This is a genomic window from Streptomyces sp. NPDC044064 (genome assembly GCF_056434245.1).
Map to the genome: position 1 here is coordinate 269,418 of NZ_JBWKFN010000006.1, position 12,798 is coordinate 282,215.

At 70.5% G+C, this 12,798-nt stretch carries 10 protein-coding genes; 8 read left to right on the forward strand and 2 right to left on the reverse strand.

The genetic code is table 11. The annotated features are described in order from the left end of the window. Nucleotides 1-49 precede the first annotated feature (49 nt). The 4 genes from AC07DS_RS12725 to AC07DS_RS12740 all read left to right on the forward strand — a co-directional run bounded on the left by AC07DS_RS12725 (nucleotide 50) and on the right by AC07DS_RS12740 (nucleotide 6,637). Nucleotides 50-1,858 carry an ABC-F family ATP-binding cassette domain-containing protein gene (locus tag AC07DS_RS12725; protein WP_479144600.1) on the forward strand — a complete coding sequence of 603 codons (1,809 nt, stop codon included), beginning with the start codon at nucleotides 50-52 and terminating at the stop codon, nucleotides 1,856-1,858. Nucleotides 1,859-2,093: 235 nt separating this feature from the next. Further along, the gene (locus tag AC07DS_RS12730) at nucleotides 2,094-3,890 is read left to right on the forward strand and encodes an outer membrane protein assembly factor BamB family protein (protein WP_479144602.1); all 1,797 of its coding nucleotides are present in this window, start codon (nucleotides 2,094-2,096) and stop codon (nucleotides 3,888-3,890) included. A 67-nt stretch (nucleotides 3,891-3,957) separates the two neighbouring features. Beyond that, a complete protein-coding gene (locus AC07DS_RS12735; RefSeq protein WP_479144604.1) occupies nucleotides 3,958-5,709 on the forward strand; it encodes an outer membrane protein assembly factor BamB family protein in 1,752 nt (583 codons plus the stop codon). Nucleotides 5,710-5,944: 235 nt separating this feature from the next. Then, entirely contained in the window at nucleotides 5,945-6,637 is a 693-nt protein-coding gene (locus tag AC07DS_RS12740) for a helix-turn-helix transcriptional regulator (RefSeq protein ID WP_479144606.1), read from the forward strand. Between the two features lie 28 nt (nucleotides 6,638-6,665). Here the strand turns inward: AC07DS_RS12740 and AC07DS_RS12745 are convergent, their stop codons facing one another. Together AC07DS_RS12745 and AC07DS_RS12750 are read right to left on the reverse strand one after the other, a co-directional pair. Then, complete coding sequence (locus tag AC07DS_RS12745) at nucleotides 6,666-7,013, reverse strand: hypothetical protein (protein ID WP_479144608.1); 348 nt, start codon at nucleotides 7,011-7,013, stop codon at nucleotides 6,666-6,668. A gap of 21 nt (nucleotides 7,014-7,034) precedes the next feature. Further along, a complete protein-coding gene (locus AC07DS_RS12750; protein ID WP_479144610.1) occupies nucleotides 7,035-8,726 on the reverse strand; it encodes a sodium:solute symporter family protein in 1,692 nt (563 codons plus the stop codon). A 211-nt stretch (nucleotides 8,727-8,937) separates the two neighbouring features. Here AC07DS_RS12750 and AC07DS_RS12755 point away from each other — a divergent pair, with 211 nt between their 5' ends. The 4 genes from AC07DS_RS12755 (at nucleotide 8,938) to AC07DS_RS12770 (ending at nucleotide 12,791) form a co-directional block, all read left to right on the forward strand. Beyond that, entirely contained in the window at nucleotides 8,938-10,116 is a 1,179-nt protein-coding gene (locus AC07DS_RS12755) for a galactose-1-phosphate uridylyltransferase (protein ID WP_479144611.1), read from the forward strand. Then, nucleotides 10,116-11,087 (forward strand): UDP-glucose 4-epimerase GalE, encoded by a 972-nt coding sequence (galE, locus tag AC07DS_RS12760; RefSeq protein WP_145876544.1) that lies wholly within the window; start codon nucleotides 10,116-10,118, stop codon nucleotides 11,085-11,087. The genes AC07DS_RS12755 and galE overlap by 1 nt, the downstream gene beginning before the upstream one ends. Beyond that, nucleotides 11,087-12,241: a galactokinase gene (gene galK / locus AC07DS_RS12765; protein ID WP_479144612.1), complete on the forward strand. Its 1,155-nt coding sequence runs from the start codon at nucleotides 11,087-11,089 to the stop codon at nucleotides 12,239-12,241. The genes galE and galK overlap by 1 nt, the downstream gene beginning before the upstream one ends. A gap of 70 nt (nucleotides 12,242-12,311) precedes the next feature. Next, nucleotides 12,312-12,791, forward strand: coding sequence for a hypothetical protein (locus AC07DS_RS12770; protein ID WP_479144614.1), 480 nt, complete (start codon nucleotides 12,312-12,314; stop codon nucleotides 12,789-12,791). Nucleotides 12,792-12,798: the final 7 nt, after the last annotated feature.

Consider the following 12,798-nt stretch of genomic DNA (forward strand, 5'->3'; position numbering starts at 1 on the left):
GCCGCCGACTACGCTGGAAGGTCGATCCGTCCCCCTTGGCAGGAGTGAAATGGCCGTCAACCTGGTCAATGTCGAGAACGTCAGCAAGGTGTACGGCACCCGTGCCCTGCTCGACGGTGTCTCGCTCGGTGTGTCCGAGGGCGACCGGATCGGTGTGGTGGGCCGCAACGGCGACGGCAAGACCACGCTCATCCGGATGCTCGCCAAGCTGGAGGAGGCCGACACCGGACGCGTCACCCACTCCGGCGGGCTGCGCCTCGGCGTGCTCACCCAGCACGACTCCCTCGACCCCGCGGCCACCGTCCGCCACGAGGTCATCGGTGACATGGCCGACCACGAGTGGGCCGGCAACGCCAAGGTCAGGGACGTGCTCACCGGGCTGTTCGGCGGGCTCGACCTGCCCGGCTTCCCGAAGGGGCTCGACACCGTCATCGGGCCGCTGTCCGGTGGCGAGCGGCGCCGTATCGCGCTCGCCAAGCTGCTCATCGAGGAACAGGACCTGATCGTCCTCGACGAGCCCACCAACCACCTCGACGTCGAGGGCATCTCCTGGCTGGCCCGGCACCTGCAGAACCGCCGCTCGGCGCTGGTCTGCGTGACGCACGACCGCTGGTTCCTCGACCAGGTCTGCACCCGCATGTGGGACGTGCAGCGCGGCGACGTCTACGAGTACGAGGGCGGCTACTCCGACTACGTCTTCGCGCGCGCGGAGCGCGAGCGGATCGCCGCGACCGAGGAGGCCAAGCGGCAGAACCTCGTCCGCAAGGAGCTGGCCTGGCTGCGCCGCGGTGCGCCCGCGCGTACCTCCAAGCCGCGCTTCCGGGTGGAGGCCGCCAACGAGCTGATCGCGGACGTGCCGCCGCCCCGGGACAGCAGCGAGCTGATGAAGTTCGCGTCCTCCCGCCTCGGCAAGACGGTCTTCGACCTGGAGAACGTCACCGTGCAGGCCGGGCCCAAGGTGCTGCTCAAGCACGTCACCTGGCAGCTCGGCCCCGGCGACCGCATCGGCCTCGTCGGTGTCAACGGCGCCGGCAAGACCTCCCTGCTGCGGGCCATGGCCGAGGCGGCGCGGACCGAGGGCGAGACGCAGCCGGCGGCCGGCCGGGTCGCCGTCGGGAAGACCGTCAAGCTCGCCTACCTCTCCCAGGAGGTCGCCGAACTCGACCCCGCCGTGCGGGTCCTGGAGGCGGTGCAGCAGGTCCGGGAGCGCGTCGACCTCGGCAAGGGGCGCGAGCTGACCGCCGGCCAGCTGTGCGAGACGTTCGGCTTCAGCAAGGAGAAGCAGTGGACGCCGGTCGGTGACCTGTCCGGTGGTGAGCGCCGGCGCCTGCAGCTGCTGCGTCTGCTCATGGACGAGCCCAACGTCCTGTTTCTCGACGAGCCCACCAACGACCTCGACATCGAGACCCTCACCCAGCTGGAGGACGTCCTCGACGGCTGGCCCGGCTCGATGATCGTCATCTCCCACGACCGGTTCTTCGTGGAGCGCACCACGGACCGGGTGTTCGCCCTCCTCGGCGACGGCGCCCTGCGGATGCTGCCGCGCGGTATCGACGAGTACCTGGAGCGGCGTCAGCGGATGGAGGAGGCGGTCGCCGCACAGTCCGCCGCCACGGCGCCCAAGCCGGACACGTCGGAGAAGAGCGCCGCCGACCAGCGTGCTGCCAAGAAGGAACTCCAGCGGATCGAGCGCCAGTTGGACAAGGTCTCCGAGAAGGAGTCCAAGCTGCACGCCCAGATCGCCGAGAACGCAACGGACTTCGCGAAGGTCGCCGAACTGGACGGCCAGTTGCGCGATCTGGCCACGGAGCGCGAGGAACTGGAGCTGCGCTGGCTGGAACTGGCGGAGGACGCCTGATCCCGCCCGCATCTCACGCAGGGGGCGCGTGCGCTGCGTGAAGGGGGCGTGAAGGCGCATAACGACGGCGTCACGGGCCGGTCCTCCCTTGGGAACAGGGGAGGGCACGGCCCCGTCTGCTGTCTGTCCTTGGTGATAGAAAGAGCCGTCTGAGAACTGTCTGAGTACGACCTTGGGTCCGTGAACGAACCTCAGGGCGTGGCTAAAAATCAGTGAACGAGGGGGAAGAGCGCTGATGACTCAGCCGCCCAACCAGCCGCCGCAGGGCGGCTTCGGAGCACCGCAGGACCAGCCGCCGTACGGTGGCGGATTCGGGGCACCGCAGCCGCCGCCGCCTCCGGCGGCCCAGCCGCCCCAGGCACCGGCCCAGCCTCCTCAGCCACCGCAGCCCCAGCCCGGCTACGGCTACCCGCAGCAGCCCGGCCCCTACGCCCAGCCCGGCCCGTACGGAGCCCCCGGCGCACCAGGAGCCGGCGCACCGGGCCCGTACGCCCAGCCCCAGCAGCCCGGCCCGTACGCCGCCCAGCCCGGCTACGGCTACCCGCAGCAGCCGCCCCAGTTCCCGGGCGCGCCCGGCACCGTGCCCGGTGCCCCCTACGGCGGGAAGCCGGCGTCCAAGGGGCGGACGGCGCTGATCATCGGTGCCGCGGTGGCCGCGCTGGCCGTCATCGGCGGCACCGTCTACGCGGTCACGAGCAGGGACGGCGGCGACAAGAAGCCGGTCGCCCACAAGAGCGACGACGGCAAGAAGTCCTCCGGCGATCCGGTCAACCCCGGTGACGGCAGCGGCGACGGCGGTGCGGACCCGGAGAACCTCAACGCCGGCCGCAAGCCCGGCGAGGCGAAGGTGCTCTGGTACAAGACCGCGCCCGACGCCCCCGGTTCCGGCGCCGACGCGCCCGGCATGTGGATCACCGGCAAGACGGCGGTGAAGGCGGCGTACAAGCAGCTCGTCGCCTACAACGTCGGCAACGGCAACCCGACCTGGAACCCCATCTCCTTCCCGCAGAAGATCTGCGCGGTCACCCCGGAGAAGTCCGCCGACGACAAGATCGTCGTGGCGTACATGAGCGGCGTCAGCGACCGCGCCAAGTGCAACCAGATCCAGCAGATCGACCTGAACACCGGCAAGAAGGGCTGGAGCGGCGAGGTCGCCGACGGCGCGCTGTTCGACAGCGCGATCAGCATCGAACTGAGCATCAGCGGAAAGACGCTGATGGTGAGCCGTTCGCAGTCGGGCACGGCGTACGACCTCGAGACCGGCCACAAGCTGTTCGACAAGAAGAAGTACGGCACGGACTGCTTCCCGACCGCGTTCGCGGGCGGCACGGGCCGGCTGGTCCAGGTCGCCTCCTGCGGCGCCGGCGGCAGCAACGAGCACGACGAGATCCAGGAACTCGACCCGGCCAGCGGCAAGGTGAAGTGGACGCAGCCGGTCAAGAAGGGCTGGACGGTCGCGCGCACGTACTCCCTCGACCCGCTCGTGGTCTACCTGACCAACGAGAGCAAGAAGGCCTGGAACATCTCCACCTTCACCAAGAGCGGCAAGTTCCGCTCGGAGGTCAAGGTGAACGAGAAGTTCGCCCCGCGCTGCGGCTGGGCGATCCTCGAACGCGATCTGCAGGGCTGCCAGGGCGTCGCCGTCGACGGCGACACGCTCTACCTGCCCACCGACACCACGAGCGGCGCCAACGAGATCGTCGCCGTCAGCCTGGCCAACGGCAAGCAGAAGTGGCGCGTCAAGTCCCCCGTGGACGAGTCGATGTCCCCGCTGCGGACCGAGGGCGGCAAGCTGATCGCGTATGTGCACCCGTCGTACGACGCGGGCGGCCAGATCGTGTCGATCCCGACCTCCGGCGGTTCGCACACCCCGGCCAAGGTGCTGCAGAACCCGGCGGGCACCGCGCAGATCGAGGACGGCTTCTTCGACGGTGACGTCCAGTGGGCCGACGGGCGTTTCTTCATCTCCTCCACCCGGCTGTCCGGCAACGACGACTCGAAGGAGAAGCTGATGATGGCCTTCGGCAAGTGAGTCCCGGCCCGTCTCCCGTCCTCCTTCCGCCGTCCGGCCCCGACAGCTTCACCGAGGTACCTCCGTCATGACCCAGCCGCCTCCGCCGCCCCCGAACCAGCCGCCGAACCAGCCCCCGCAGCAGGGCGGCTTCGGCCCGCCCCAGCCTGCGGCACCTCAGCCGCCGCAGCCCCAGCCCGGCTACGGCTACCCCCAGGCACCCCAGCCGCCCCAGGCACCGCAGCCCGGCTACGGCTACCCGCAGGCACCCCAGGCCCCGCAGCCGCCCCAGCCCGGCTACGGCTACCCGGGCGCGCCGCAGAATCCGTACACCCAGCCGCAGGGCTACGGCTACCCGGGCGCTCCCACGGTGCCGATGGCTCCGCAGCCCGCGCAGTCCGGCGGCGGGAAGAACAACAGCGCGCTCGTCATCATCGTGGCGGCGCTCGTCGTGATCGGCCTGATCGTCGGCGGCGGAGTCTGGTACGCCAAGTCCTCCGGGGGCGACGGCAAGAAGGACGACACCGCGAGCTCCAGCGGGGGTTCGGGCGGCAAGGACGGCTCCGGGGGCACGACCTCGGGCGGCGGCAAGGAGAAGGTGCCGGCCAACACCGCCGCCAAGGTCCTCTTCAAGGTCCCGATGCCCAGGACGAACGACTCCGTCGTCACCGCGGGCTCCTGGCTGACCGACACGGTGTACGCCAAGAGCGGGATCGCGGAGATCGTCGGCTACGACCCCGCCAAGGGCTCCAAGCTGTGGACGCTCAAGCTGCCCGGCCCGGTGTGCACGGCCAGCAAGAACGTCACCGCGGACGGCAGGACGGCGATCGTCTTCCAGCCGAAGATGCCCGCGAAGGGCTCCACCGCGGGATGCAGCCAGGTCGCGGCCGTCGACCTCGCCAAGGGCACCAAGCTGTGGACGAAGACGGTCAAGACCGGTGACTCCCTGATCAGCCTGGAGAACGTGACGGTCTCCCAGCACACCGTCGCGGTCGGCAGCACCAACGGCGGTGCCGCGTTCGACATCGACTCCGGCAAGCCGCTGTGGCAGCCGAAGCCGACGGACTCCTGCTACGACAGCGGGTACGGCGGCGGCCCCAAGCTGGTCGCGGTGCGCAAGTGCGGCAGTTACGGCAGCCGCCAGCTGCACATCCAGACCATCGACCCGGCCTCCGGGAAGGTGATCTCCGACTACCGGATGGCGACCGGCATCGAGTACGCCAGCGTCGTCTCGACCGACCCGCTGGTGGTGGCCGCCGACGTCGGCAACAGCGCGGGCGACGGCAGCGGCATCTCGGACTACTTCTCCATCGACAACAAGACCGGCAAGCTGCTCACCCGCATCTCCGCGCCCGGTGACACCTACGGCGGCCGCTGCGACGGCATCACCCGCGTCGAGGACTGCCGCGAGGTCGTCGCCGGCGCCGGCAAGCTGTACGTGCCGACCGAGCAGCACGACGGCACCGGCCAGTACAGCAAGACCAACGAGATCGTCGCCTTCGACCTGACCACCGGCAAGCAGACCGGCCAGCGCGCCGAGGCCGGTGACGGCTACACGATCTCCCCGCTGCGCATGGACGGCGGCAACCTGCTCGCCTACAAGCAGCCCCCGTACAACAAGGGCGGCCAGGTCGTCAGCATCGACGGCGGCTCCTTCAAGGCGACCAAGCTGCTGGAGAACCCGGCCGCGCAGGACGTGCGGCAGGCGGAGGCCACGATGGCCCCGGACTACGCGGAGATCCGGTACGGGCAGGGACGGCTGTTCATGTCGGCCGCGTACGCGCACAAGGTGTCGTACGGCAAGGAGTTCCTGCTGCTCGCGTTCGGCGCGGGCGGCTGATCGCACGCCCCCGGGCGCTTCGGAGCGCCCGGGGTGAATGCCAGGTATTACCAGGGAGTGCCCCGGATTTCGTCGATCCGGGGCACTTCTCCTTCATAGGGGCAGCGCGACGTCGAACAAGCGTGTAGCTTCCGGGGGGCATGAAGGCAGGGGCGCCGGGGGGCGGCCCTCTGTCGTGGTGGACCGGTGGGCGTCCATAGTGGGGCATCCATGGGGGGGACTGGGGGGTTGCTCTATGGGAGTGCGGCTCATGGTCGTCGACGACCATCGCCTGCTCGCGGAGGCGTTGGCGTCGGCGTTGAAGCTGCGCGGGCACCGGGTACTGGCGGCGGCGGCGCCGGCCGCGGGAGCGGCGGATCTGGTGATCGCGCGGGCGCCGGAGGTCTGCCTGCTGGGGACGGCGGCGCCGGCCGAACCGGGGGCCTTCGACCCGGTGGTGAAGATCAAGCGGGACCGTCCGCAGGTGGCCGTGCTGGTGCTCGGCCCGGTGCCGTCGCCGCGGGGCATCGCGGCGGCCTTCGCGGCCGGTGCGTCGGGGTACGTACGGCACGACGAGCGGATCGAGGGGGTCGAGCGGGCGATCATGAAGGCCCGCGCGGGGGAGGCGGCGGTGGCACCGCAGCTGCTGCAGGGCGCCTTCGGCGAGCTGCTCAATCCGGCGGCCCAGCCCGATGACGAGGGGCAGCGGCTGCTGCAGATGCTGACGCCGCGGGAGGTGGAGGTGCTGGTGCGGGTGGCCGACGGCGAGGACACCCGGCTGATCGCGGCGGGCATGGGCATCGCCCCGAGCACGGCCCGCACGCATGTCCAGCGGGTCCTGATGAAGCTGGGCGTGGGTTCGCGCCTGGAGGCGGCGGCACTGGCGGCCCGCACCGGCCTGCTGGACAGGGCGGGCCCCCTGACGGATCCAGGGGGGCCGGAGCTGTAGCCGGGGCACGATCCGCAGGGCAACGGCGTTACTCCGCCTGCTTCTCCTCCTGCTCCTGCGCCGGAGGCAACGGCGGGGGAGTCGGGCGCAGCTTCAGCCACGCCAGGAAGAAGATGCCGAGGAGCAGCATGCCGATGCCGGTCCACAGGTTGATGTTGATGCCCTGGGCCTTGTCGATGGCGGCCTGGGAGTCGGTGATGCCGACGATCGTGACCATGACGCCGTAGACGACGAAGAGGCCACCGATGATGCGGCGCAGGTCGAAGATGCGGGCCGCGGTCGCCGACTTGCCCTGCAGCTCGGTGACCTCCCGCTGGACGTCCTCCTCCGAGTAGTGGAAGTGCTCGTGCTCGGGACGGCGAGAGTGCTCGGTCATGGTTTCCTCATCCTCCCGCGGTCAGAACGAGAACGGGATGTAGCAGGCGGCGGCCAGTACGATCGCGCCCCAGCCCAGCAGGGCCGGCCTGCGGTACCAGGCGTCGTCGCCGGCGGCCGGCGGTTCGGCCATGCCGGGGGAGCGGGTGCCGTAGACCAGGCCCTGCAGCTCGTGGGCCGGCTTCGGCCGGGTGAACAGGGACACGATGAACATGACGACCGCGCCGGCGACGAAGCCCGCGATCGCGGAGACGAAGTTCGCGCCCTGGTCGGTGGGGATCGAGATGATGCCCTTCTTGTAGAAGACGAAGTAGTTGACCATCGCCGTGACGGTGCCGGCGAGCAGGCCCCAGAAGCCGGACTTGGCGGACGCGCGCTTCCAGAACATGCCGACGATGAAGACGACGAACATCGGCACGTTGAAGAAGGAGAACAGCGTCTGCAGGTAGGCCATGATGTTCGAGAACGACGAGGCCAGGAACGCCGTGCCGATGGAGGCGACGACGCCGATCGCGGTGATCAGGCGGCCGAAGCGCACGTAGTACGAGTCCTCGCGGCCGCGCACGACGTAGCGGCCCCAGATGTCGTTGGTGAACACCGTGTTGAACGAGGACACGTTGGCGGCCATGCCGGCCATGAACGCGGCGAGCAGACCGGTGACCGCGATGCCGAGCACGCCGTTGGGCAGCAGCTCCTGCATCAGGAAGGGGATGGCGTCGTTGTACTGGTAGCCGGAGGCGGGGGTGCCGAACCTCGGGACGATCGCGGCGGCGACCAGCCCCGGGATCATCACCAGGAAGACGATGAAGATCTTCGGGTAGGCGGCGATCAGCGGGGTGCGCTGGGAGGCGGAGAGGTTCTTCGCGGACAGGGCGCGCTGCACTTCGGCGAAGTTGGTGGTCCAGTAGCCGAAGGAGAGCACGAAGCCGAGGCCGAGGACGATGGTCAGCCAGTTGGCGCCGAGCGGGTTGGCGCTGCCGATGCCGGTGCCGCCCCACGCGGTGGTGAAGTCGTGGCCGTGGGTGACGGTGAGCTTGTCGGTCAGGCCGCTCCAGCCGCCGACCTTCTTCAGGCCGAGGACGGTGATCGGGATGAGGGCCGCGAGGATCACGAAGAACTGCAGCACCTCGTTGTAGATCGCGGAGGACAGGCCGCCCAGCGTGATGTAGGCGAGGACGAAGGCGCCGGCGACCACGATGGCCACCCACTGCGGCCAGCCGAGCAGGGCCTCGACGACGATCGCGAGGGCGTAGAGGTTGACGCCTGCGATCAGGATGGCGGCGAAGGCGAACAAGATCGAACTGAGCAGGTGGGCGCCCCGGTCGAAGCGCAGCAGCAGGAACTCGGGGACCGAGCGGACCTTGCTGCCGTAGTAGAAGGGCATCATCACCAGGCCCAGGAAGACCATGGCGGGGATGGCGCCGATCCAGTACCAGTGCACGGTGTAGGCGCCGTACTGGGCGCTGTTCGCGGCCATGCCCAGGATCTCCGTGGCAGCCAGGTTCGCCGAGACGAAGGCGAGGCCGGTGATCCAGGCGGGCAGCGAGCGTCCGGAGAGGAAGAAGTCGAGGCTGGTCTTCACCGAGTGCCGGGCTGCGAAGCCGATGCCGAGGACGACGACGAAGTAGATCGCCAGGATCGCGTAGTCCAGCCCGTTCGTGGGGAGCCGTAGCTCCGCCGCCAGTTCTGTGGGGGCATATGTAGGGGTTTGCATGAGAACTCGCTTCGTTGCGCGAACTGATCCGGAGCGGAACCTACGCCTCCGCGTTCAGCAATTGAACACTTCTGTTGATGTCCTTTGTTTGATTGTGATGGTCCAGGGTGTTGTCGGGTTGTGGTTTGTTATGTTTGGTTGTGTTGAGTGATTGGGTGCGGACACGCCCCGCGGGCTGTTCCCCGAGGGGCGCTTGATCAAGGAGTCCGGCGTGAAGAAGACCTCGACCCGGCTGGCCGACGGTCGTGAGCTGATCTACTACGACCTTCGGGACGACACCGTGCGGGACGCTGTCGACCGCCGCCCGCTGGACCGTACGGTCACCACGGCCGAGATCCGCTGCGACGTGCTGCTCGGCGACTCGGTGGCGATCGCCTCCCACCGGCAGGGCCGCACGTACCATCCGCCGGCCGACGAGTGCCCGCTGTGCCCGACGCGGGGCGAGCGGCTGAGCGAGATCCCGGAGTCCTCGTACGACGTCGTCGTCTTCGAGAACCGCTTCCCGTCGCTGGCGGGCGACTCCGGCCGCTGCGAGGTCGTCTGCTTCACCTCCGACCACGACGCCTCCTTCGCCGACCTCACCGAGGAGCAGGCCCGCCTGGTGCTGGACGCCTGGACGGACCGCACCTCGGAGCTGTCCCACCTGCCCTCCGTCGAGCAGGTGTTCTGTTTCGAGAACCGGGGTGAAGAGATCGGCGTGACCCTCGGACACCCGCACGGTCAGATCTACGCCTACCCCTTCACCACGCCCCGCACCGCACTGATGCTCAGCTCGCTCGCCGCCCACAAGGAGGCGACCGGCGGGGAGAACCTGTTCGACGCCGTCCTGGAGAAGGAACTCGCCGGGGAGCGGGTCGTCCTTGAGGGTGAACACTGGGCGGCCTTCGTGCCCCACGCCGCGCACTGGCCCTACGAGGTCCACCTGTACCCGAAGCGCCGCGTCCCCGATCTGCTCGCGCTCGACGAGGCGGCACGCACAGAATTCCCCCAGGTCTATCTGGAACTCTTGAGGCGCTTCGACCAGATCTTCGACGGGCGGGACGGAGGGAAGGAAGGGGCGCGGGACGGAGGGAAGGAAGGGGCGCGGGACGGAGGGAAGGAAGGGGCGCGGGACGGAGGGAAGGAAGGGGCGCGGGACGGAGGGGAAGAAGGGGCGGGTGAGCCCCCCACGCCCTACATCGCGGCCTGGCACCAGGCCCCGTTCGGCGCGCTGGAGGAGTTCGACGGTGTGACGCGGGACGACTTCGCGCTCCACCTCGAGCTTTTCACCATTCGCCGCACTTCCGGCAAGCTGAAGTTTCTCGCGGGTTCCGAGTCCGGCATGAGCGTGTTCATCAACGATGTGCCGCCGGAGCGCGCGGCCGAGCGACTGCGAGAGGTAGCGAGTTGATGAAGTACCTGGTGACGGGCGGGGCGGGATACGTCGGCAGCGTGGTGGCCCAGCACCTGCTGGAGGCCGGACATGAGGTCACCGTCCTCGACAACCTCTCCACCGGCTTCCGCGAGGGCGTGCCCGCCGGTGCCGCCTTCGTCGAGGGCGACATCCGCGACGCCGCCAAGTGGCTCGACGCCTCCTACGACGGCGTGCTGCACTTCGCCGCCTCCTCGCAGGTCGGCGAGTCGGTGGTGAAGCCGGAGAAGTACTGGGACAACAACGTGGCCGGCAGCATGGCCCTGCTCGGGGCCATGCGCGAGGCGGGCGTCCGCAAGCTGGTCTTCTCCTCCACCGCGGCCACCTACGGCGAGCCGGAGCAGGTCCCGATCGTGGAGAGCGCCCCGACGAAGCCGACCAACCCCTACGGCGCCACCAAGCTCGCCGTCGACCACATGATCACCAGCGAGGCGAACGCCCACGGCCTGGCCGCGGTGTCCCTGCGCTACTTCAACGTGGCCGGCGCCTACGGGGCGTACGGTGAGCGCCACGACCCCGAGTCGCACCTGATCCCGCTCGTCCTCCAGGTCGCCCAGGGCCGCCGCGACGCGATCTCCGTCTTCGGCGACGACTACCCGACCCCGGACGGCACCTGCATCCGCGACTACATCCACGTCGCGGACCTGGCCGAGGCCCACCTGCTGGCCCTCACGGCCGCACGGCCGGGCGAGCACCTGATCTGCAACCTCGGCAACGGCAGCGGCTTCTCCGTCCGCGAGGTCGTCGAGACCGCCCGCAAGGTCACCGGCCACCCGATCCCCGAGGTCGTGGCCCCGCGCCGCGGCGGGGACCCGGCGGTCCTGGTCGCCTCGGCGGACACGGCCCGCGAGAAGCTGGGCTGGAACCCGTCCCGCGCGGACCTCGCGGGGATCGTCGCGGACGCGTGGGAGTTCGCGCGGCACATCGCAAGCACGGCAAGGGAGCAGTAGTGGGGGCACAGCAGGTCCGGGAGCGCTTCGCCGAGCTGTACGGGGCCGAGCCGGAGGGAGTGTGGGCGGCGCCCGGCCGGGTCAACCTGATCGGCGAGCACACCGACTACAACGACGGCTTCGTGATGCCCTTCGCGCTGCCGCACCAGGCCACCGCGGCGGTCTCCCGCCGCACCGACGGCGTGCTGCGCCTGCACTCGGCGGACGTCGAGGGCGGGGTCGTGGAACTGCGGCTCGACTCCCTGGCCCCCGGGAGCGACGGGAACTGGACGGCCTACCCGGCGGGCGTGGTCTGGGCGCTGCGCGAGGCCGGGCACCCGGTCACCGGTGCCGACGTCCACCTCTCCTCCACGGTCCCGACCGGCGCGGGCCTGTCCTCCTCCGCGGCCCTGGAGGTCGTGATCGCACTCGCGCTGGACGACCTGTACGGCCTCGGTCTGCAGCGCTGGCGGCTGGCCCGGCTGTGCCAGCGCGCCGAGAACGTCTACGTCGGCGCGCCGACCGGCATCATGGACCAGACGGCCTCGGCCTGCTGCGAGTCCGGGCACGCCCTCTTCCTCGACACCCGCGACCTGTCCCAGCGGCAGATCCCCTTCGACCTCGCGGCCGAGGGCCTGCGCCTGCTGGTCGTCGACACGCGGGTCAAGCACGCCCACAGCGGCGGCGAGTACGGCAAGCGCCGGGCCGACTGCGAGAAGGGCGCCGCCCTGCTCGGCGTGGACGCCCTGCGCGACATCGCCTACGCCGGCCTGGACGCGGCCCTCGCCCGCCTCGGCGACGAGGAGGAGGTCGTCCGCCTGGTCCGGCACGTCGTCACCGAGGACCAGCGGGTGGAGCGGGTCGTGTCCCTCCTCCGCGCCGGCGAGACCCGGGCCATCGGCCCGGTCCTCACCGAGGGCCACGCCTCCCTGCGCGACGACTTCCGCATCTCCTGCCCGGAGCTGGACCTGGTCGTCGACACCGCCCTCGCGAACGGCGCGCTGGGCGCCCGCATGACCGGCGGCGGCTTCGGCGGCTCGGCGATCGTCCTCGCGGAGGCCACCGACGTGGACACCCTCACCAAGGCGGTCGAAGAAGCCTTCGCCGCGGCCGGGTTCACGTCCCCACGCGTCTTCGAGGCGGTGCCTTCGGCGGGGGCGCGCCGGGTCGGCTGAGTCTGCGACAGCCTCGTCGGCCCGCACGACTGTGCGGGGCCGACGGGCTTTCACGGGAGGCGTGAGCCGGATGGACGCCGACGACATACGGTCCCGCTTCGACGGGCGGGGGCAGGTCGAACTCCGGCTCGGCCCGGGGCAGAAAGCGCTGGCCGAGGAGATCGCTCACGCGCTCGGGTACCAGTTGGTCTCTGTCGAGCGGCACGGCGGCAGAATCATCCAGTTCCCTTCCTCCACGTATCGCACCCCCTCGGGCGTCGGGCTGCTCTTCCGGCGCGACGACGACCCCCGGGCCCGTCGCCGGGCCGAGCGGACCATCGAGCGGCTGCGGGCGGGCGGCCCGGTGCCGGCGGACGATGAGCCGCTGTTGCCTCCGCCGCCGGCCCCGGCCCCGGCACCGCCCCTGACGCCCCGGCCACCGGCACCCCGTCCCCGGCGGTCGATGGAGCCTCAGCCGCCTCCGCCCGCACCGGCGGGGCCGCCCGCGCCAAGGATCCCGCCCCGGCCGTCCTACCCGCCGCCGCCTCCACCGCCCCCTGCGGCGGAGTGACTCCCCG

Excerpts from the sequence above, each read along its gene's own strand:
- AC07DS_RS12725 (WP_479144600.1), top strand. The coding sequence starts at position 50 with ATGGCCGTCAACCTGGTCAATGTCGAGAACGTCAGCAAGGTGTACGGC.
- AC07DS_RS12730 (WP_479144602.1), top strand. The coding sequence starts at position 2,094 with ATGACTCAGCCGCCCAACCAGCCGCCGCAGGGCGGCTTCGGAGCACCG.
- AC07DS_RS12735 (WP_479144604.1), top strand. The coding sequence starts at position 3,958 with ATGACCCAGCCGCCTCCGCCGCCCCCGAACCAGCCGCCGAACCAGCCC.
- AC07DS_RS12740 (WP_479144606.1), top strand. The coding sequence starts at position 5,945 with ATGGGAGTGCGGCTCATGGTCGTCGACGACCATCGCCTGCTCGCGGAG.
- AC07DS_RS12745 (WP_479144608.1), bottom strand. The coding sequence starts at position 7,013 with ATGACCGAGCACTCTCGCCGTCCCGAGCACGAGCACTTCCACTACTCG.
- AC07DS_RS12750 (WP_479144610.1), bottom strand. The coding sequence starts at position 8,726 with ATGCAAACCCCTACATATGCCCCCACAGAACTGGCGGCGGAGCTACGG.
- galE (WP_145876544.1), top strand. The coding sequence starts at position 10,116 with ATGAAGTACCTGGTGACGGGCGGGGCGGGATACGTCGGCAGCGTGGTG.
- AC07DS_RS12770 (WP_479144614.1), top strand. The coding sequence starts at position 12,312 with ATGGACGCCGACGACATACGGTCCCGCTTCGACGGGCGGGGGCAGGTC.